Source organism: Methylobacterium sp. yr668 (genome assembly GCF_900116245.1).
Classification (GTDB): Bacteria; Pseudomonadota; Alphaproteobacteria; order Rhizobiales; family Beijerinckiaceae; genus Methylobacterium.
On sequence record NZ_FOZY01000023.1, the window covers coordinates 1 to 20,109 of the forward strand.

The 20,109-nt window shown below is 70.7% G+C and carries 17 protein-coding genes and 4 pseudogenes; 12 read left to right on the forward strand and 9 right to left on the reverse strand.

Going from position 1 to position 20,109, the window contains the following annotated elements:
- Together BM419_RS22945 and BM419_RS22950 are read right to left on the reverse strand one after the other, a co-directional pair.
- The gene (locus tag BM419_RS22945; protein ID WP_107684798.1) at positions 1 to 1,080 is read right to left on the reverse strand and encodes an IS630 family transposase; all 1,080 of its coding nucleotides are present in this window, start codon (positions 1,078 to 1,080) and stop codon (positions 1 to 3) included.
- A 520-nt stretch (positions 1,081 to 1,600) separates the two neighbouring features.
- Positions 1,601 to 2,179, reverse strand: a pseudogene (locus BM419_RS22950) (transposase); the annotation flags it as partial.
- A 2-nt stretch (positions 2,180 to 2,181) separates the two neighbouring features.
- Between BM419_RS22950 and BM419_RS32955 the strand changes: the two are divergent.
- From BM419_RS32955 to BM419_RS33290, 3 pseudogenes are all read left to right on the forward strand, one after another.
- Positions 2,182 to 2,622: pseudogene (locus BM419_RS32955) on the forward strand (IS3 family transposase); the annotation flags it as partial.
- 384 nt (positions 2,623 to 3,006) lie between these two features.
- Positions 3,007 to 3,132, forward strand: a pseudogene (locus BM419_RS33285) (DUF87 domain-containing protein); the annotation flags it as partial.
- A gap of 78 nt (positions 3,133 to 3,210) precedes the next feature.
- Positions 3,211 to 3,432: pseudogene (locus tag BM419_RS33290) on the forward strand (transposase); the annotation flags it as partial.
- A 280-nt stretch (positions 3,433 to 3,712) separates the two neighbouring features.
- Here BM419_RS33290 and BM419_RS22960 read toward each other — a convergent pair.
- The gene (locus BM419_RS22960; RefSeq protein ID WP_082557983.1) at positions 3,713 to 4,126 is read right to left on the reverse strand and encodes a hypothetical protein; all 414 of its coding nucleotides are present in this window, start codon (positions 4,124 to 4,126) and stop codon (positions 3,713 to 3,715) included.
- An 884-nt stretch (positions 4,127 to 5,010) separates the two neighbouring features.
- Between BM419_RS22960 and BM419_RS22965 the strand changes: the two genes are divergently transcribed.
- Both BM419_RS22965 and BM419_RS22970 read left to right on the forward strand, forming a co-directional pair.
- Positions 5,011 to 6,933: a hypothetical protein gene (locus BM419_RS22965; RefSeq protein WP_244540834.1), complete on the forward strand. Its 1,923-nt coding sequence runs from the start codon at positions 5,011 to 5,013 to the stop codon at positions 6,931 to 6,933.
- A gap of 104 nt (positions 6,934 to 7,037) precedes the next feature.
- Positions 7,038 to 7,277 (forward strand): hypothetical protein, encoded by a 240-nt coding sequence (locus BM419_RS22970; RefSeq protein WP_042674370.1) that lies wholly within the window; start codon positions 7,038 to 7,040, stop codon positions 7,275 to 7,277.
- Positions 7,278 to 7,403: 126 nt separating this feature from the next.
- Here the strand turns inward: BM419_RS22970 and BM419_RS22975 are convergent, their stop codons facing one another.
- Entirely contained in the window at positions 7,404 to 7,706 is a 303-nt protein-coding gene (locus tag BM419_RS22975) for a hypothetical protein (RefSeq protein ID WP_244540835.1), read from the reverse strand.
- 130 nt (positions 7,707 to 7,836) lie between these two features.
- On the reverse strand, positions 7,837 to 9,534 hold the full coding sequence (locus BM419_RS22980; RefSeq protein WP_056530271.1) for a methyl-accepting chemotaxis protein: 1,698 nt from the start codon (positions 9,532 to 9,534) through the stop codon (positions 7,837 to 7,839).
- Positions 9,535 to 10,221: 687 nt separating this feature from the next.
- Between BM419_RS22980 and BM419_RS22985 the strand changes: the two genes are divergently transcribed.
- The 3 genes from BM419_RS22985 to BM419_RS22995 all read left to right on the forward strand — a co-directional run bounded on the left by BM419_RS22985 (position 10,222) and on the right by BM419_RS22995 (position 12,998).
- Positions 10,222 to 11,157 carry a site-specific integrase gene (locus BM419_RS22985; RefSeq protein ID WP_091927787.1) on the forward strand — a complete coding sequence of 312 codons (936 nt, stop codon included), beginning with the start codon at positions 10,222 to 10,224 and terminating at the stop codon, positions 11,155 to 11,157.
- Positions 11,158 to 11,446: 289 nt separating this feature from the next.
- Positions 11,447 to 12,412: an alpha/beta fold hydrolase gene (locus tag BM419_RS22990; RefSeq protein ID WP_175556354.1), complete on the forward strand. Its 966-nt coding sequence runs from the start codon at positions 11,447 to 11,449 to the stop codon at positions 12,410 to 12,412.
- Positions 12,413 to 12,578: 166 nt separating this feature from the next.
- Positions 12,579 to 12,998, forward strand: a complete 420-nt coding sequence (locus tag BM419_RS22995) for a RidA family protein (protein ID WP_026605155.1) — start codon at positions 12,579 to 12,581, stop codon at positions 12,996 to 12,998.
- Positions 12,999 to 13,039: 41 nt separating this feature from the next.
- On the opposite strand, the gene BM419_RS23000 is transcribed toward BM419_RS22995, so the two are convergent.
- Together BM419_RS23000 and BM419_RS23005 are read right to left on the reverse strand one after the other, a co-directional pair.
- Positions 13,040 to 13,834 (reverse strand): ABC transporter permease, encoded by a 795-nt coding sequence (locus BM419_RS23000; RefSeq protein ID WP_091927788.1) that lies wholly within the window; start codon positions 13,832 to 13,834, stop codon positions 13,040 to 13,042.
- A gap of 108 nt (positions 13,835 to 13,942) precedes the next feature.
- The gene (locus BM419_RS23005; RefSeq protein WP_091927789.1) at positions 13,943 to 14,524 is read right to left on the reverse strand and encodes a DUF308 domain-containing protein; all 582 of its coding nucleotides are present in this window, start codon (positions 14,522 to 14,524) and stop codon (positions 13,943 to 13,945) included.
- 165 nt (positions 14,525 to 14,689) lie between these two features.
- Between BM419_RS23005 and BM419_RS23010 the strand changes: the two genes are divergently transcribed.
- Positions 14,690 to 15,589, forward strand: coding sequence for a helix-turn-helix transcriptional regulator (locus BM419_RS23010; RefSeq protein WP_056530262.1), 900 nt, complete (start codon positions 14,690 to 14,692; stop codon positions 15,587 to 15,589).
- Between the two features lie 51 nt (positions 15,590 to 15,640).
- On the opposite strand, the gene uraH is transcribed toward BM419_RS23010, so the two are convergent.
- Entirely contained in the window at positions 15,641 to 16,006 is a 366-nt protein-coding gene (gene uraH, locus BM419_RS23015) for a hydroxyisourate hydrolase (RefSeq protein WP_020094530.1), read from the reverse strand.
- 276 nt (positions 16,007 to 16,282) lie between these two features.
- Between uraH and BM419_RS23020 the strand changes: the two genes are divergently transcribed.
- Genes BM419_RS23020 through uraD form a run of 3 tightly spaced genes read left to right on the forward strand, consistent with a single transcriptional unit; the run spans position 16,283 to position 19,053 of the window.
- Positions 16,283 to 17,548 (forward strand): urate hydroxylase PuuD, encoded by a 1,266-nt coding sequence (locus tag BM419_RS23020; RefSeq protein ID WP_056530259.1) that lies wholly within the window; start codon positions 16,283 to 16,285, stop codon positions 17,546 to 17,548.
- A gap of 42 nt (positions 17,549 to 17,590) precedes the next feature.
- The gene (gene puuE / locus BM419_RS23025; RefSeq protein ID WP_091927790.1) at positions 17,591 to 18,547 is read left to right on the forward strand and encodes an allantoinase PuuE; all 957 of its coding nucleotides are present in this window, start codon (positions 17,591 to 17,593) and stop codon (positions 18,545 to 18,547) included.
- A complete protein-coding gene (gene uraD / locus BM419_RS23030; protein WP_056530252.1) occupies positions 18,544 to 19,053 on the forward strand; it encodes a 2-oxo-4-hydroxy-4-carboxy-5-ureidoimidazoline decarboxylase in 510 nt (169 codons plus the stop codon). Before puuE ends, uraD begins: the two co-directional genes overlap by 4 nt.
- 10 nt (positions 19,054 to 19,063) lie before the next feature.
- Here the strand turns inward: uraD and BM419_RS23035 are convergent, their stop codons facing one another.
- Entirely contained in the window at positions 19,064 to 19,993 is a 930-nt protein-coding gene (locus BM419_RS23035; protein ID WP_091927791.1) for a LysR family transcriptional regulator, read from the reverse strand.
- Positions 19,994 to 20,109: the final 116 nt, after the last annotated feature.

The window sequence follows — 20,109 nt, forward strand, 5'->3', positions numbered from 1 at the left end:
CTAGTGGTGCGAGTCTAACACTTGGTGCCCGCGCTTCGCGGCCTGGATGATGCGATCCGGGTCGGCGGTCCAGACGAAGGGCTTCGGGTCGCCGTTGCTCTCGGCGATGAAGCGTTTGATGGCGGCCTGCACCTCGATCAGCGATCCGAACACGCCGCGTCGGAGCCGGCGTTTTGCGAGCTTGGCGAAGAAGCCCTCGACGGCATTGAGCCACGAGGCTGAGGTCGGGGTGAAGTGGAAGGTCCAGCGCGGGTGGCGGCCGAGCCAAGCACGGACCTTCGGGTGCTTGTGGACGGCATAGTTGTCCAGGATCGCGTGGACGATCTTGCCCTCCGGAACCGCCGCTTCGACCGCGTTGAGGAAGCGGATGAACTCCTGATGTCGGTGGCGCTGCATGCAGCGGCCGATCACCTTGCCCTCCAGCACGTCCAGAGCGGCAAACAGGGTCGTCGTCCCGTGGCGCTTGTAGTCGTGGGTGCGCGTCGTCGGGTAGCCCGGCTTCATCGGCAACGGGGCCTGCGTGCGGGCGAGCGCCTGGATCTGGCTCTTCTCGTCGACCGAGAGGACGACGGCATGAGCGGGCGGATCGACGTAGAGCCCGACGACGTCGCGCAATTTGGCGGCGAAGGCTGGGTCGGTGGAGAGCTTGAACTGCCGGACCCGATGCGGCTGTAGGCCGTGCCCCCGCCAGATCCGCTGCACCGACGAGACGCTGATGGCCGCGGCCTTGCTCATGGCGGCGGCCGTCCAATGCGTGGTCTCGCCGGGCGGATCTCCTTGCGTCAGAGCCACTACGCGCGCCGCCACCTCCGGCCCCAGCGGCGGGATGCGCGCCGGCCGCGTCTTGTCCCGAAGGAGTCCGTCGACGCCCTCCTGCGCGAAGCGGTCCTGCCAGCGCCAGACCACCGTCTTGGACACGCCTGCCTCACGCATGATCGCGTGCGTCCCGAGTCCATTGGCACTCAGCAGCGCGATGCGGGCGCGCCAGACGTGCTTCTGCGACGTGTTTCGATCCGCAACGAGTGCTTCGAGCCGAAGGCGATCCGAGGTTGAGAGCGTGAAAGATATACCACTGCGCATCCCGCTAGACTCGCAGGATGGGCCTCAAACCGAAACCCCACACGGACTCAACCGTTAGGGCTCAACCACTAGGCCGCGGAAGCGACTTGTACGCTGGCTCACAGGACTGTCTATCAAAAAATCTAGGTAACCCAATAGGGCCGATGAGCAAAAATCCGCTCCGCCGACAGCCTTGCTCGGTATCGGACCGACGGCCTCTTCCATGCCTCGCTATAGCGTAGCAGGTGGCGGAGTGTCTCAGACGGGTGGGATGCAGATGGTCCTGTGTGGATGGCTCCCGCATTGCAAGTGGCGAATTGAGCTTCTGACGCGTTGGTCGGGTGCAGTCTTGTGTCCGGCCTGTCGATGCAGTCGTTCATGTTGACCGCTGGCCCTGATGGTATCCGCGAGCTGGGTCCCACTCTGCTTCGCGGGCTATGACGCCCTGGACAGGCCGCGGCGTGTCCCGGCTCCCGGTCTGACCGGTTCGCCATCAACTCTCATCGTCCTCGCAACCTGGAAACGTCTCCTTCGCGTGCTGTCAGGCGGCCGTGGCCGCCGGTGCGCGGTAGGTGCCGCCGCGGGTCATGATCGCCCAGGCGACCCGCGCCGTGCGATTGGCCGCCGCCACGGTCACCACGCGCACCGGCTTGCGCTGCAGCAGCGCCGGCAGCCGCGGGTCGACCGAGGTCGGTGTCGTCTTCGCACGCCGGACCAGAGAGGTCATGCCGACCACGAGCAACCCGGTCACCACGCGCTGGGCTAACGGCGGCACCTCGGCTGCGTCTCCGGCCGAGAGTCGGGTCGCCAGTTCGAGCGCGTGCCGCAGGCCCCGCGCCATCTCGATCCCGAACTCGGCGAGCAGGCCGCGGATCATGTTCACCAACTGCGTGCGTTGCTTGACCAGCAGGTCGCGCGTCCGGTGCAGCGCCAGCGCCGCCTGCTGCTCGGTCGACTTCACCGGCACGAAGCGCATGCTCGGGCGCGTCACCGCCTCACAGATGGCTGCGGCATCGTTCGCATCGGTCTTACCGCGCTTCACGTACGGCTTCACGTAAGCCGGCGGCATCAGCCGCACGTCGTGGCCGAGGCTCATGAGCTCCCGGGCCCAGTGGTGCGCTCTATCACGCTTGGCGGCAGCGCACGCCCTCCGTCCGTGCCGTGGCGGATGCCGCGTTGTTGAAGCAGATCCGCACCGCTAACGCTGGGTCGGGCGAAATCTACGCTGCGCCGCGCGTGCACGCTACGCTGGCAGCGCAGGGCGCACGACACGGACGCAAGCGCATTGCGCGGCTGATGCGCGAGGCGGGCCTTGTCGGCGTCAGCCGCCAGCGCGGAGGCGTCGTGACCACTCGACGCGACCGGGAGGCTCGCCCCGCGCCCGATCTCGTGGACCGCACCTTCTCGGCCGAGGCCCCCAACCAGCTCTGGGTAGGTGACATCACCTTCGTGCCGACCGCCGCGGGCTTCCTCTACCTCGCCGTGGTGGTCGACGCCTGGAGCCGGCGCGTCGTGGGCTGGTCGATGCCCGGCGGGCCCAAGACGAAGCAGCTCGTCGACGCCTTCACGACGGCTGGGGGCCTATTGATCGACCCCTCGGACGCGGATCTCCGTGTCTTCGTCGCTCTGCGCGACCTGCACACGCGGGCGCAAGAGGAGGGCGCGTCCGATCGGTTCGAGCGTTGGATCCGTGCCGAGCAGCCGCTCGTGAGCACGGCGTTCTTCCGGAATGCGGGTCTCGCCCATGCGGCGACAGTCGGCCAAGTTCAGGTGAAGGATCAAGCGGTGGGGGAGGGGGCTGCGGTTCCGGTCCACTCGCCGGTCCTCGACGTTCAAGCCGCCCCCGAGAACTCGCTCGTCGCGAAAGGATCCGCTTCGCCCGTAGCAGCTCGCACCGAAGCGGATGCGATACCGGTCGGGCGTCGGCTCACCCCTGGCGCGCCCGGCGTGAGCCTGCCGCTGCGGCTTCTGCCTCGCCACACCGCAATCATCGCGGGCTCCGGTTCCGGCAAGACCGTGCTCTTGCGCCGCCTCGTGGAGGAGGCCGCTCTCGCCGGGCTTCCGGCCATCGTGATTGACCCCAACATACGCGAGGCCGGGAGGAAGGGGAACGGATCGTCCGCCCATGGCAACCGACGTCTGGCGGCGTTCGAGGCTTGGATCGTCGAGGCGAAGGCGAGCGGCATCCGAGCCGCGCAGACGTTCGCCAGCGGGCTCGTCGTTGATGCGGCCGCGGTAAGGGCGGCGTTGACGATGCCGTGGAGCAACGCTCAGTCCGAAGGCCAGATTACGAAACTGAAGCTGATCAAGCGACTGATGTACGGCCGGGCCGGCTTCGACCTCCTACGCCGTCGCGTGCTTCTGGCTCCTTGACCCACACGAAATGACGAAGAGCCACTTATGCGGAGCAAGTCCAAACTCTAGCTCAGTCGGCGCCGGTAAAGGTGCCGGATCGCGAGTAGGGGAGGGGGCGGAGGACAACTAGTATATCGGAGATCGACCAAACTCCTTGTTGCAGTGATGATCCCGGCGGGTTATCCGACTGAATTGGTTTGCGATACTGTAATTCGCATAACAAACATTATGGAATGCGGCGATGAACTCCGCATAACAGGCACTTATACTACGATCTGACCCCCGGCGTCATCGCGAATCATCGCGAAGGACGGCTGCAGCCCGCGACCAGGGCGGCGAGACCGCTCCGGGCGCCGGCCAGAGGGATCCGCTGCGTGTCGCCAGAGAGCGTCACGCGAAGGGTCTTGCCGGACAGGATGCGCACCCAGTCTTGCGTCAACGTTGTCGTGGTCTGGAGCACGATCTGGTCGTCGAGTTCCAGCTGTTTCGCCCGCATCGGCAGCGAGAGCGTGCCGCCCTCCGAGGCGAACTCGACCTCGGCCCGGGTGCCGTCCCGAGCGCGGTCTCTGTCGTCGTAGTAGTCGACACTCAGCTGTCCGCCCCGCGTGTCGCAGGTGAGCGCGAGGCTCTGCGCGCCGCTGTCCGGAATCTCGTAGGCAAGATGGACGCGACCGTCCCCTTCCCGCTTCTGCCAGCGCATCTCCTGCGCCATTGCAGGGACTCCAAGACAAGACCCTAGAATTGCCACGGTAAGAAAAGTGATCTCACGGCGCATGGCCTTCGATGTCCTCACGCTTCGTCCATGGAGATGCTGCATGATGGGTGGATTCTGTTCCGAGCGTGTATCCGGCCGGTGGCGCGTGCTCGATGATGCTGCGTGCCAGGACGGAAGGCCGTGGAAGCCCCCGGCGCTGTCGGGCGGCCTGTCGTCGCCCGACATGTGACCGTCTTCGTCGACGCCGGGTCGAGCGCCAGCCCTTGTCCGCATGGTCGAAGGCGTGTGCCTCGGGCGATCCGGGGGCCGCCGTCGATCGCGCGGAGCGCCAGAGCCGTCACGATCGCGTCCGGGAATGCGCCGAACCCGTCTTCATTCCTCTCACACGCGCCCTGCGGCCGTACGGCTGCGCGCCGGCGTTGCCTCACGGTGGCGCTCCCTCTGTCATGCGAACCGCAGCCAGCAGAACAGAGCCACGGTGCCCAAACCTGTCCGATGGCATCGTCGGAGCCGGTGGCCCTGTCCAGAGGACTAGCTCATCGCCGCGCCGTGACGTTCGCTGCAGCGCGGGGTACCATACGAGGGCGCTAGACATGGACAAGCCCCGTGCTCTTCCGGCGCAACACCGGCCGGACCCGGAGCCGACGGCACGGATGCTGCCGGCGCGCTGTGCGAGATGGATGAAGTCTTTGGGAAGCGTCCGGGACGCGTCGGCGGGATCTCGACAACGGTGCAGGACCGGCTCGACCGCCCGCCCCTCGATCCGTGCGAGGCACGGGGAGATGCGGGTCACAGCGCCCTCCCCTCTCCGCGGCCATCGGGCGTCTCCGGAGGGCGGCGTGCCCGCCGACCGAACGTTCCGGCGCTGACGAGGATCGAGCATGCCCCGTTTGGCGATCACCGGCACTGAGCAGCGATACAACACGGTCGCGGCCATCGAAGACGGCGGGCGGTGGCGCATGATCCTGCCCTTTCCGCAGGACTCGATCCGGGCCGCCGCCCTGGTCGGCGCCGCGGGGCTGGTCTGCCTGTCCGATGACGGGGAACTCTGCCTGATCGACTGGCGGGCGGGCCGGGATCGCGTGCGGCGCCGCCTGCCGGGCGAGGGACCCTTCAATCACAAGCTGTTCGTCACCCGCGATGCCGACCGGATCGCGGTCTATCGGAGCCATGGACCGAAGAACGACGAGCAGTACCTCGACGACATCGTCGTCCTGCGGGCGTCGGATCTCGAGATCCTGCAGCACGGGCGCGGACTCGTCTGGCATGCCGATGGCCCTGTCGGGTCCCTGTCGCCCGAGGAGGCCTATCCACCGCGCCCGGACGGGCCGGCCATCCTGACCATTCACGGCGACCTGTTCGAGGATCCCGGAGGGCGACTGGCCTTCATCGGCTTCCGGTGCGGGCCGGGCGGGTCGGCCTACGGGTTGTGTCGGCTCGAACGGGCCGGCGCGACGCTGCGCTACGACCCGCTGCCGGACGCGGTGAAGCCCTACTGGTTCAGCCCCAGCGGCCGCTACGCCGTCACGCCGCACTCCGATCCCGCGCGCGGGGGCCCACCGGAGGCAGCGGCCGATACGGGGGACGCCGGCCCTCCCCGCCTCGGACAGGCCGTCGAACTCTGGACAACCGGGCCCGTCGCCCGCGCGGCGACGCTCGTCGCGCGGCCCGGCTCCGAGCCTCCGCGCGCGATCACGGAGGTGGCCTGGGAGCCCGACGAGCGGGCGTTCTGGATCAAGTCGGGGTATTTCTGGGATCGGACCACGGACTTCCAGCGCATCGGCCTGGACGGCACGCGCTCGCCCGTCTTCTCCTTCGCGCGCTACGACGGCGCGAAGGCCGTCTCCGCCTTCGCCGACGTGGCGGATGCGGAGCGGGTCGAGATCCGCTTCTTCAGCGACTCCGTCTACATCCCGCGCGCTCGGTGCGCCGACGCGGCGCCCGCCCGGACGATCACCCCGGAGGAGGACGGCTATCGATCCCGGCCGTCGGCAGGCCCGAGCGCGTCGGCGGTCCGGCGCTTCCTGGCGCGCTCGCAGCCGGTGGTCACCGTCGCGGCGTTCTCGGCCGCCGCCATCGCCGAAACCCTGGACGCGCTCACCGGCCGGATCCGAGCGGATCTGGGGGGACTCCTGCGGGGCGACGTGCTCGCGTTGACCTTCGAGGTCGGCGGGCGGGCGATGACGGAATCGGCCTTCTTCGCGCGCATCGCCCGCGAGCGCGTTGCCGTGGTCCCGGCGCTGCGCGCACTCCTCACGACTTATCTCGCGGTCCAGCCGGGGGTGGTGGAGGCCAGGAAGCTGTATCGCCAGCTCTGGGGGCCCGAGGACGATCAGGGTGCGCTGGCACCGGCCATGCAGGCGCTGCTCCACCTCGATCCGACGGCCCACGACGTCTTCCGCGACTACCTCGCCCAGCGCGACGGGGAGCACGAGGTCTACTCCACCGACGTGATGATGAGGACCTACATCGCCGAGGCGGGCTGGCGCGACCGGGCCATGATCCGGTTCGGTGTCTATTTCGCGCTGATCCGGTACAGGGATGGCCTGATCACCCTGAGTGGCGGATTCCTGGAGGAGTACGGCGTCCTCGATGCCGCCGAGGGCCTGCTGGAGCCCGCCGACTTCGCCGCGCTCATCCTCGAGGAACTCGACGGGTTCGCGGCGCACCCCGATCTCGACTGTCGCCTCGGGAGGGACGACCTCTACCGCGAGCTCCGCGCGAGCCTCGCGACCACCGCTTACGGGCGGACGGTCCTGACGGCGCTCGCGGCCCGATCCGCCGCGCCGTCCCGCCTCGCGTGAACGACCCGCGCGCATCGCGCGGCGGTCCAGCACCCGCGGGGCTGCCGGCCGAACCGACCTGTCCCCACTGACGTCCGGGCCGACAATCGATACGGTGGCGGGCGATGTACAAGCTCCCGCCCGGCAGCCTCTACCGGCTCCGCACCCTCGCGCAGACCGGCGCCCGCTTCTATCAGGTCAGCGGCTACATGCGGCGCATGGAGGTCCTGGGACTGGTTCTCGCGACGGGTCGGACGGATCCGGACACGAAGACCGTCGAGTACCGCATCACCGAAGCCGGCCGAGCCGAACTCGAGGAGCGTCACGGTCCGGCCTGGCCCGGCTCGGCCGAGGACGAGGCCTGACGCGCGGCGACGGCGCGACCCGAGCGCGATGGCCGGTGTCGCAGCCGCCGCGCGGCGCGAGCGGTTCAGGGAGAGGCCGCCGGCAACGGGGCCGTGACCGGGGCCGTGCCGGCGGATCGTCGACGGCTATCGGCTGCTGCCACCGCTGCCGCCCTGCGGCGACGGGCGCTCCGGCTGGTTGGCGTTGCCCGCGGCTGAGGAGCTGTTGGAACGCGTGTCGGCGGCTTGCCCGGTCGGCGACCCCGTCACCGCGCCCGGCGCGCCGGTCGCGCCCGATTGAGGCGTGACGACGCCCGAGGAGGTCGGCGGCGCGCCCGGCGCGGTGGCCGGCGCCTGCGCGTAGGCCGTCCCGGCGAGGACGGCCGCCAGCGGCGCAGCGGCAGAGACAGTACGCAAGAGAGTACGGTGTTTCATCGGGACCTCAATCATGGATTGAAGTCTTCAACGCCGGATGCGGGAAGAAGGTTCAGGGCGGACGAGAGCCGCCTTCGCGGATCTCGGTCCTGAAACGGCCCCGTCCGGCGATGAGCCGGACGGGGGCTCGCGGGTCGCCCCCGGATCAGGCGGCTCGGACGGTGGCCATGAAGCGCCCCACCTCGGCAGCGAGATGCTCGGATTGGCGCGACAGCTCGGAAGCCGCTCCCAGAACCTGGCTCGCCGCCGCGCCCGTCTCCTCGGCCGCGCCGGCCACGCCGGCGATGTTGCTGGTCACTTCGCCGGTGCCCATCGCGGCCTGGCTGACGTTGCGGACGATCTCCTGCGTCGCCGCGCCCTGCTGCTCCACGGCCGCGGCGATCGAGGTGGCCACGTGGCTGATCTCCTGGATCCGCACGGTGATCGACCCGATGGCCGATACGGCCTGACCGGTGGAGGCCTGAACCCGGGCGATCTGCCCGGTGATCTCCTCGGTGGCCTTGGCGGTCTGCTCGGCCAGAGCCTTCACCTCCGTCGCCACGACCGCGAAGCCGCGGCCGGCGGCACCCGCGCGGGCCGCCTCGATGGTGGCATTCAGGGCGAGCAGGTTGGTCTGTCCCGCGATGGTCGAGATCATGCCGACGACGTCGCCGATGCGCGCGACCGACGCGCTCAGTTCCTGCACCAGCGCGCCGGTCTGGTCGGCCTCGCTGACCGCCACCCGCGCCATGTCGGCGGAGCCGTCGACCTGCCGGCCGATCTCCTGAACCGAGGAGCCGAGTTCCTCGGCGGCGGCGGCGACCGTGTTGACGTTGCTGGCGGCCTCCTCGGCCGCGGCCGCCACGGTGGTCGACCGGCCAGCCGTCTCGGTGGCCGTCGCCGTCATCGTCTGCGCCGTGGCCTGGAGCTCGGTGGCCGAGGACGAGACCATGCCGATGATCCCGCCGACCGCGCGCTCGAAACCGTCGGCGAGCTCGACCATCGTCCGCTTGCGTTCGACGGCCGCCGCCGCGTCGGCAATGCGCCGGATCTCGGCCTGCTCGGCGGCCTTCTGGGCCACCATGGCCTTGATGCCCTCGACCGCCTTGCCGACGGCACCGATCTCGTCGCCGCGAGCGGCCTCCTCGATCTCGGCGTCGACCTCGCCCCTGGCCATCCGCTGCAGCACGCCGACGAGGCTGGCCAGCGGCCGGTTGATCCCGAACAGCACGATCCCGCCGAGGATCCCGAATGCGACGAGAAGGCCCGACGCGGCGACGACCGTGAGCGTCAGCTTGATCTGCTCGGCGACGGCGACGGCGTGGTCCCTGGAGGCTCTGAGCTCCCTGGCGTTCGTCTCGGTCCGCATCTGGACGCCTTCCAGCACTTTGGCCCGCGCGGGGCGGCCCTCGTCGACCGAGATCGTCCGGGCCCCTTCGGCATCGTTCTTCATGCCCAGGGCGATGGCGCGGTCGGCCGCCGCGAAATACGCGCCCATATCGACCTTGATGGCTGCGTTCGCCGAATGCCGAGCCGGGGTGTCCGCGAGGGCGATGAGGCGGTCGATCGCCTCGTAGGCGAGCGTCCGCTCGCGCTGGAAGTGCTGACGCTCGGCAGCCATCGTGGCCGCATCGGTCTGTATGATGATGTTCTTCTCGGAGATCGTCGCGTTGCTCATGGCCAGCGCCATCTGCAGCGCTGTGACGGCGCGAACGGCGGCCACGTCGACGATCTGCTGGGTGTTCTTCTCGAGCTCGTCGATCGCCGACCGCGCGAAGAAGACGATGCCGACGGCGGTCGCGAGCAGTAGGGCGGCCGGTATCGCGATCTTGGTGCCCAATCGCAAATTGCGAAACCGACCCATGACATCCCCTCCAGTGTTCAGGATCGCAGAGAGCTCCGCAGCTTGCTCAATGCGGAAGGCGTTGAGCCAAGATGCGGGTGCGAAACTAAATGCAGGTTAATGATCGCGGTCTTCTTTCCCGGGATATCCAATAGTGATTTGAGGTTGCGCGCTCGGCGTCAGAGCATGATCAATAAAAACCGCGATCGTCCGGGATTAAAGTTCCGCGGCGTGCTTCACAACCACTGGATGAACTTCCGTCGAGCGCGTGACCGCACGCACGGACACCTCCCGCGGCGGTGTTCCAACGTCGCGACCCTTGCGCAGCGACGCTGTCGGAGGGTGACCATCCGGACGAACCGGAGAAGCACTGCCGGCGGGCCGGGCGGCTGGCTCGGACCGTTGGCGGACCGTCTGCCCGGATGCGGAGGCGATGGGGCGCCACCCCGATCCGATCACACGGTTCCGATGGACGCTCCGACTCGCCGCGGCGGGTGATGCCGGGCCGCAGGTCCGCGCGATCGCGCGCCGTTCCCGACCTGCCGCGGAGCGGGAACGTCCCGTCCGCGCGTGGACCGTTCGCGAGGCACGCAGCCCACCCTCCTCCACGTAGCGGGGAGGCCCGGGCCGCGCCGCATCGGTCAGCGTCTGATAACCCTTTCTTATCAGACGTAGCGTCACGCTCAGGCGCGACCGAGGGAGAGAGCCATGACGCTGCCCGCCACGCTTGCCGCCCGCGCCCGCGCCTTCGCCGACGAGGCGCTCTCGGAGAATTCCCGTCGGGCCTACCGCGCCGACTGGCAGCACTACGCGCGCTGGTGCGGCGGCCACGATCTCGCGCCCCTCCCCGCGGGTCCCGAGCAGGTGGCGAGCTACCTCACCTCCATGGCCGAGACCCACAAGCGCGCGACGATCGAGCGTCGGCTCGTCACGATCGGTCAGGCGCACAAGCTCCAGGGGTTGCCGTGGATCCCGGCCCATCCGGCCGTCCGGGCGGCGCTGCGCGGGATGTTCCGGCGCTACGGCAGGCCGAAGAAGCAGGCCGCCGCGCTCGGCGTGCCCGAAACGCTCCGGATCGTCGCCGCCTGCGAAGGGACGGTGGCCGCGCTCCGGGACCGCGCCCTGTTCCTGTTGAGCTTCGCCGGCGCGTTCCGGCGCTCCGAGGTCGCGCGGATCCGCCGCGAAGATCTCGCGTTCCGGGACGGCGCCGTCGATGTCTTCCTGCCGCATTCGAAAGGTGATCAGGACGGCGAGGGCACGGTCGTGACCGTCCTGGCGGGCGGGAGCCCCGCGACCTGTCCGATCGCCGCGCTCCGGCGCTGGCTGCAGGCGGCGCCGGCCGACGGCTACGTCTTCCGGGCAGTCCGGGCGGACGGCACCGTGATGGACGACGGGCTGCATCCGGACTCGGTGGGCCGCATCGTTCAGAAGCGCGCGGCGGAAGCCGGCCTCGTCGCCGGACCGCGCGAGCGCATCTCCGCCCACGGGTTCCGCGCGGGCTTCATCACCGAGGCGTACAGGCGCGGATCGCGCGACGAGGAGATCATGGCGCATTCCCGCCACCGGGATCTCAAGACGATGCGGGGCTACGTCCGCCGGGCCAAGCTCGCCGACGCGCATCCGGGCCGCAACCTCGGCCTCTAGCGCCGGGGCGGCGCTTCGGGCCTTCGGGAAGCCCGCGGTCGCCGCCGCGGCGGCCGTCGACCGTTTCACGGCAGGGAATGGTGAATTGCGACGACTCGCTGTTCCGGAGCGCGCCGCGTCCCTGCATCATGGTCGCGCCGTCGGGTTCGCCCGTCCGGGCCGCGGCCCGGCCAGGCCGATCGCCGTCCCGCACGACGGTCGCGCCGTCCGACCCGGCGGTGACGATCCCGACGCATGCCGTCCCGCCAGGATGAGGCGCGCCATGACGCGACACACGCACGGAGACGAGATGACGGCGCGCGGACCGGCCCGCGCGACGCGGCGGCGTGTGCTCGCCGGCGGCGTGCTGGCGACGGGCGCGGCGGCGTCGGGCACCGTGCGGGCGGAGGTCCACCCCGCGCGGGCCGGAGAGGTCCGCCACGGTACGGTCCGGGCCGACGGCGTGGACGTCTTCTACCGGGAGGCCGGTCGCCCCGACGCCCCGGTCATCCTGCTGCTGCACGGCTTCGCCAACTCGTCCTTCTACTTCCGGCACCTCATGCCCAAGCTGGCCGATCGCTTCCGCCTGATCGCGCCGGACCTGCCCGCCTTCGGGTTCACGCACGTCCCGGAGGATCGCGCCTACGTCTACGACTTCGCGTCGCTGTCTCGCACGACGGAGGCGTTCGTCGGCGCGCTCGGCCTCGACCGCTACATCCTCTACACGTTCGATTACGGGGCACCGGTCGGATGGGATCTGGCGCTCGCCCATCCCGACCGCGTCGCCGGCATCGTGTCCCAGAACGGCAACGCCTATCTCGACGGGCTCGGCGACGCGGCCTGGGCGCCGCTGCGGGCCTACTGGGCCGCGCCGAACGCGGCCGCCGTCGCGGCGATCCGCGCCCGCATGACCCTCGACGGCGTCAGGGCCGCCTACGTCCAGGGTGTGCCCGACCCGTCCCGCATCGAGCCCGAGGCCTACACGCTCGACGCGGCCATCCTGGCGCGGCCGGGCAACGCCGACCGGCAAGTCACGCTCAAGCTCGACTACAAGCGCAATCTCGAGCGTTACCCGCTGATCCAGGCCTTCTTCCGCGCGCGCCGCCCGAAGCTCCTCGCCGTCTGGGGGCGCAACGACGCGTTCTTCATCCCGCCCGGCGCCGAGGCGTTCCGGCGCGACATCCCGGAGGCGCGCGTCACCTTCCTCGACACCGGGCACTTCGCCCTGGAGACGGACGGCGACGCGATCGCGGAGGAGATCCGGCGCTTCTTCTGACCCTCTCCACCGGGCATGGCGCGGACCGGATCCGACCGCCGCATCCGACACTATCCCCGGCCTGATCGTGACCCTACGGTCGCGGACCTGGATCACGGAGATCGGGCGGGTCGCGCCCGTCGCAAGGGAGATCGCGGTGCCGCAACCCCAGTCCGCCTCGTCGGCCATGCTGTTCCACATGGTCTCCGGAGGGCCGCAGCCGGTCGCCCCCTTCAGCCACGCGGTCGAGGTCGACGGCTTCGTCTTCGTCACGGGTCAGATGCCCGACACGCCGGACAGGCCCGGCGTCCTGCCCGACGGGATCGAGGCGCAGACCCGCAACGTGATGGCCAATCTCGCGACGGTCCTGGCCGGCCTCGGCCTGGGCCTCGAGAACGTCGTCGTCGCGCGCGCGTTCCTGACCGAGTTCAAGCGCGACTACGCCGCCTTCAACGCCACCTACAGATCCTTCTTCCCGCCCGACCGGCTGCCGGCCCGCACCTGCGTGGGCACGACCGGGCTCGCCTACGACGCCCTGGTCGAGATCGACCTGATCGCCCACCGCGGCGGCGCGACGTCGCCGTCGTCGGACGCGCGATCGGGCTGAGCCGCGTCCTCCGCGCCCGGGCCGATCGGACGCGTCCGCGCTCAGCCTCGCAGCTGGCCGCCGCCGCGCACGACCAGGCCCAGGCCGACACACGCCGCGGTCAGGCCGAACACGACGACGTAGAGATGGTCGACCTGCAGTCCGGCAGCCGGGTAGTAGGCCGACCTCATCCATTCCGCCAGCTGCAGGGCCGGATTGAACTTGGCCCAGTAGTACAGCCGTTCCGGCAAGTAGCTCGGCAGGAAGAGGACGCCGCTGGACACGTACAGGATGATGCTGAACAGGGCGTAGCCGATCAGCCATCCGGGGAAGAAGCCGATGATCGCGACGTTGATCGTGCCGATCCCGATCCCGAGCGCGATCGCGGCGAGATAGCCGCCCACCGCCGTCAGCGGGTCCGCCGGGACCGGGTCCGTGCCGAGCGCGACCAGGACACCGCTCACGACCAGCAGGGCCAGGAAGCCGGTGACGATCTCGACGAGCACGCGGGAGAACACCAGGTCGAACAGCCTGACCTGCGGGTAGTAGGTCAGCGGCCGGTTGACGATCACGGACTTCATGACTTCACGCGAGATGTACTGGAAGACGAGCACGGGCACGGCGCCCGTCGCGAAGAACAGGGCCCTGTCGTCGCCGAGCGGCGCGGGCAGCTTCTGAACCGTGTAGATCGTGATCAGCACGAAGACGTGCACGCACGGCCAGAGAACGACGACTCCGTAGCCCCACATCGACGCGCCGAAGCGGGTGCGCATGTCGCGCAGCATCAGCGCGTGCAGGACGTGGAGGTAGGCCTCGACCGCGTTCCTCCGCGGCTTCACGCTCGTTCGCGCGCCCATGGAGCATGGCCTCTGCTGTCCGACGGCGGTCGGGAGGGGACGACGGTGCGGATGTCCGGAGGGGCCGGGGCGATGATCGAGGTCGGATCCGCCCGGCCGCGCTGCCGCCTAGGCGGCGCGCGCCCGCGACGCGTCCCGCATGCGCGTCGCCGTCAGCCAGGCCGCGGAGACGAGGAAGTAGAAGGCGCCGAACGCCGCGTAGGGCGCGACATCCACGATCCCGGGGACCGCGGCGCCGGCCGCCTGCCGGATGAAGAAGCCGCCGGCGAGCGCCGATTGCGCGCCGCTCAGGACCATGGCCCACTGGGCGCCGGCCCGCCAGCGGCGCGCGCCGGTGAGAAGCTGGAGCAGTCCCGAGAGGATGGCCCAGGCGCCGAACACCGCGAGCACCGCGTTCGGGCCCCGTCCGAGGGCGACCGCGACCGCGATCGCGGTCGCGGCGCTGATCGCCGCGTTGAGGGCCTGGCTGGGACTGCCCGCGAGGCCGCCGTTGCGCCGGGCGTCGGCCAGGTTGGCGAGCGCGTCCCAGGCGGGATAGGCGACCAGGAGCGTCGCGGCGACCGCCGGCATGCCTCGCCCGAGGCCGAGCGCGGCGGCCACCCAGGCGGCGGCGACGCCGGCACGCACGAAGTAGTAGGCGGTGAGCCAGGGCAAGGCAGGACCGCGATCGCGCTGCGGGTCGGTTCTCATCGTCGGCTCCTTCGTGTACTGAGCGCGGCTCGACGGACCGGATCTATTCGTGAACAAGGCAGATGGACACGATAGATGCCGATTTATAGCTTCGTAGATCCGGACGCGCCGAGCGAATACGCGCTTCGATGGGCCCACGTTTAGGATCGGGAGCCGGGGCCAGCCATGTCGGAAACGCTGGAAAACTTGACCGATCTTCCGGAGGGCGGGCCGCGCAGCGCCGCGTCCGGCGACCTGCTGTCCCACGTGCTCGCGCAGATCCGCCTCACCGGGGACCGCGTCGAGTCCCGGCCGGTCGCGCCGGGCGAGCGCCTGGATCTGGATGCCGGCGCAGGCCACGTCCTCGTGGTGATCGCGGGCGCCCTCATCCTCGAAGGCGACGGCGAGTCCCTCGCGGTCGGCGCCGGCGACCTGCTGTTCCTGCCTCGCGGCCTCGGAACCGGGCGGTTGGTCGCCGCCGAGGGCGCGGACGTCGTCGCCTGCCGGTTCTGGTTCGATCCCTACACGCTCCGCAGCATGATCGCGCTCCTGCCGAAGCAGATCTGCATCCGGCGCGAGGAGGGCGCCGGATGGCTCGACGGCCTCGTGCATTTCCTGCTGGTCGAGACGACCGACGCCGAACCCGGCGCGGCCCTGATGATCTCGCGCATCATCGACCTCGCGGTCATCCGCACGCTGCGGACCTGGGTTCATCTCGGCCGGACGTCGGGGTGGCTGGCCGGCCTGGCCGATCCCCGCATCGCCCGCGCGCTCAAGGTCATGCACGAGAGGCCGCTGCAGCGCTGGAGCGTGGAGGCCCTGTCGGACGTCGCCGGCATGTCGCGGTCGAGCTTCTGCGAGCGGTTCAACGCGCTCGTCGGTCGCTCACCCCTGCGCTACCAGAACGAGTGGCGCCTGAACCTCGCGCGGGACATGCTCGCCGCGGGCGACGCCCGCGTCGGCGAGATCGGGCTGCGCGTCGGATACGAGTCGGAGGCGGCGTTCAGCCGGGCCTACAAGGCGCTGTTCGGCCACTCGCCCCGGGAGGCGACCGGTCGCGCCGCCGGGGCGCGGCCGGAAAGCTGAGTTCCGGCGCTCCGGCAGGCTCCGCCCGGGCCGATGCCGGCCGATCCCGTGTCAGCTCCCGCGATAGGTGGAGTAGCTCCACGGCGTGATGAGCAGCGGGACGTGATACTTGGCGTCCGGGTCCGAGACGCAGAAGCGCACCGGCACGCGGTCGAGGAACGGCCGCTCGGCGCCGGCACCCGTCCCGGCGAAATAGGCGCCGACGGCGAAGACGAGCTCGTAGGTCCCGGGCGTCAGGGCGTCGCCCGCGAGCAGGGGGGCGTCGGTCCGTCCGTCGCCGTTGGTCGTGGCCGACGCGACGGTCTCCCCGGTGCCGTCCCCGCTGCCGTCCCCGGCGAGGCGCCGGAGCTCGACGGTGACCCCGGCCGCCGGCTTGCCGGCGGCCGTGTCGAGGACGTGTGTCGAAAGATGGCCCATCGGCGTCCTCCCGGACGGAAAGGCCCGCGCCCGCGGCCCGAGGCGGGCGAAGGTCTGTCGGGCCGAAGGAGACGGTGGAGACGAGCACGGGGCGGGGGGCTCGGACAACCCGAAAAGCGTCCGGCATTTCCCGAATGATTTTGAAGGTCCTTGGCGCCGCGGCGGGTCGCTGCCGGCCGCGGTTCGGGGCACACCCGGGGTCGCGGCTCGGGCCGAACCACGAGCCGACATCGAGGCCGAACCCGGCCCCACGACAGATCGCGGAGGATCCGTCCCATGTATCCGATCCTGCACGAATGGGGCGGGTTCCTCATTCGATGGACCCACGTCGTCGCCGCGATCGCCTGGATCGGCGCGTCGTTCTACTTCATGCATCTCGACGCCAGCTTGCGCGCCATTCCGGCAATCCCGACCGGCAAGGGCGGCGAGGCCTGGGAGGTGCACGGCGGCGGCTTCTACCAGGTGCGCAAGTATCTCGTCGCGCCCGACCGGATGCCGGAGCACCTGATCTGGCACAAATGGCAATCCTACGCGACCTGGCTGTCGGGCTTCTCGCTGCTGTGCTGGGTCTATTACGGTCAGGCCGACCTCTACCTGATCGATCCGGCGGTCCGCGTGATCACGCCGATGACCGGGGCGGCCATCGGCCTCGGCGCCCTCGCCCTCGGCTGGCTGATCTATGACGGGCTCAACCGCTCGCCCCTGGCCAACCGGCCGCCGCTGCTCGCGGCCGCCGTGTTCCTCACGGTCGTCGCCTTCGCGTACGGCTTCCAGCAGGTCTTCTCGGGCCGGGCCGCGATGCTGCACACGGGCGCGGTGATCGCGACCTGGATGACCGGCAACGTGTTCTTCGTCATCATGCCCAACCAGCGCAAGGCGATCGCCGAGCTGGTCGCGGGCCGGGTCCCGAACCCCGCCTGGGGCAAGCAGGCGAAGAACCGCTCGTCCCACAACAACTACCTGACGCTGCCGGTGCTGTTCTTCATGCTGTCCGGCCACTACCCGATGGCGTGGTCCTCGCCCTACAGCTGGACCATCGTCGGCCTCGTGGTGATCGCGGGCGGCGTCGTCCGCCACTACTTCAACGTGCGCAATGCCGGCGGGGGCGACCGCTGGTGGACCTGGGGCGTCGCGACGGCCTGCGTGGCGGTGGCGGTCGCGATCAGCGTCGCCTCGTCGCCGGGCGCCCGCGAGCGGATCGGCCTGTCGGCCGCCGCCGAGGCAGCCCCGGCCCCGGCTCTGGCCCCGGCGATCAGCCTCGCGGCGGCCGGGACGGGCGCGCTCGAGGGCCCCGCGGTCGACGACGCCGTGATGGCCGTGGTCGGGACGCGCTGCGCCATGTGCCACGCCGCCGAGCCCCTGTGGCCGGGCCTGACGAGCCCGCCCAAGGGCGTGCTCCTCGACAGCCCCGAGCACGTCGCGCGCTTCGCGCCGGCCATCCGCCTGCAGGCCGTCCTGACCCACGCGATGCCGCCGAACAACATCACCGACATGCAGCCCGAGGAGCGCGCGGCGCTCGCCCGCTGGCTCGCCGCGCGATAACCGTCGGACCCCGTCTATTCGCGCCAACGCAGGATCCCGCCCGTGACCGCACCGGATACAGACGGCCCCCCGCGCGACTTCGTCGGCTACGGCGAGGCGCCGCCCGACGCCCGCTGGCCCGGCGGCGCCCGCGTCGCCGTCCAGTTCGTGCTGAACTACGAGGAGGGCGGCGAGCGCTCCGTCCTCGACGGCGACCCCCACGCCGAGATCTTCCTCTCCGAGATCGCCGGGGCCACGCCCTTCCCCGCGCGGCACATGAGCATGGAGAGCCTCTACGAGTACGGCGCGCGCGCGGGCGTCTGGCGGATCCTGCGCCTGTTCCGCGAGCGCGGCGTTCCCCTCACGGTCTTCGGCGTCGCGCAGGCGCTCGCCCGCAATCCGGCCGCCGTGGAGGCCTTTCTCCGCGACGGCCACGAGATCGCCGGCCACGGCTGGCGCTGGCTGCCCTACCAGGACGTCCCGGAGGCGATCGAGCGGGAGCACCTCGCCCGCGCGGTCGAGACGATCCGGAGCCTGACCGGCGAGACGCCGCTCGGCTGGTACACCGGCCGCGACAGCCCGAACACCCGGCGGCTCGTGGTCGAGCAGGGCGGCTTCCTCTACGATTCGGACAGCTACGCCGACGACCTGCCCTACTGGGTCCGCGTCGCCGGCCAGGACCACCTCGTGGTGCCCTACACCCTCGACACCAACGACATGCGCTTCTCGATCCCCGGCGGCTTCCCGTCGGGCGAGCAGTTCTTCGCGCACCTGCGCGACGCCTTCGACTGCCTCTACGAGGAGGGGGCGAGCGCCCCGAAGATGCTGTCGATCGGGCTGCATTGCCGCCTCGTCGGACGTCCCGCCCGCCTGCCGGCCCTCGCCCGGTTCCTCGACCACGTCCTGGCCCGTCCCGACGTCTGGGTGACCCGGCGGATCGACATCGCCCGGCACTGGGCGGCCCACCATCCTCCCGGCGCCCCGGCGGCGGGACCGACCCCGGAGAGGACAGGTTCGTGATCACCATCGCCGCGCTCAACGCGCTCGCGCGCGACGCCTTCGTGGACCTCCTCGCCGAGGTCTACGAGCACTCCCCCTGGGTCCCCGAGGCGGCCTTCGACCGCGGGCCCTTCGCGGCGTGCGCGGACCTGCACGCGGCGATGGAGGCGACGGTGGCGGGCGCCGACCGGGTCCGCCAGCTCGCCCTGCTGCGGGCGCATCCCGAACTTGCCGGGCGGGCCGCCCAGCGCGGCGAGCTCACCGCGCATTCCAGCCGCGAGCAGGCGGGAAGCGGATTGCTGGGCGGCCCCTCCCCCGCGGTGACGCGGCTGCAGGACCTCAACCGGGCCTACGCCGAGCGCTTCGGCTTCCCGTTCATCATCGCCGTCCGGGGCCTCGACCGCGACGCGATCCTCGCCCGGCTGGAGCAGCGGCTCGGCAACCCGCCGGAGACCGAGCGGGCCGAGGCCCTGCGGCAGGTCGGACGGATCGCCGCCCTGCGCCTGGAGGCCCTCGTCGCGGCCTGAGGCGGCCGCCTCAGACCGCCCGGCCGCCGACCAGGGCGAGCTGCTCGCTCACGTGCTGGCGCAGGGCCTCGTGCGTCATGTCGACGAAGGTCTTGGTCCGGGCCGACAGCATCTTGCGGGACGGGTAGAGCAGGCCGAGCGTCACGCTGGTCGGCGGGGTGTGCTCCAGGACCGGGACGAGCCGACCCTCGGCGAGGTGCGCCGCGACCTCGAACAGCGGCTTCAGGACGATGCCCTCGCCGGCCAGCGCCCAGGCGGTGAGCGTGTCGCCGTCGTCGGCGTCGATGTGCCCCGAGACCGGCAGGGTCACGGTCTCCTGCCCGTCGACCAGGGTCCAGCGGAACTGCTCGGCGCCGGGATAGCGCAGCAGCAGGCAATCGTGCTGCAGCAGGTCCGCCGGCTCGGCGGGCGCGGGGTGCTCGGCCAGGTAGGCCGGCGCCGCGCACAGGACCCGCTCGATCTCCGCGACCTTCCGCAGGGTGAAGGTGGAATCGCGCATCTGCGACAGGCGGACCGCGACGTCGACCGCCTCCTGCACGAGGTCGAGGAGGTGCTCCGACAGGCGCAGCCGGACATCGGTCTCGCCGTGGCGGTCGCGGAAGCGCGGCACGAGCGGCGCGACGACCCGGCGGCCGAGACCGAGCGGCGCCGTCACCTTCAGCACCCCGCGGGGCACCGCGCCCGCGGTCTCGACGCTCTTCTCCGCCTGCTCGACCGCCGCGGTGATGTCGAGGCAGCGGTCGTAGAAGATCCGGCCGGCCTCCGTGAGGCTCATGCGCCGCGTCGTCCGGGTGAGCAGGAGGCAGCCGAGATGCTCCTCCAGGGTGTGGATCCGGTAGCTCACCACCGACGGTGACAGCCGCAGCGAGCGGCCGGCGGCCGAGAAGCTCCCCGTCTCCGCCGAGCGCAGGAAGATGCGGATGCTTTCCAGGGAAATCATGAGCGGGGATCGTCAGGAGCAGTTCGGACCTGTCAACGGACTGTCCCGACAATGTGAACTCGGCGTCCGACCCGATCATCCTCCGCGGCGTGACGCTTCGGTCGGTGCAGCCCGCT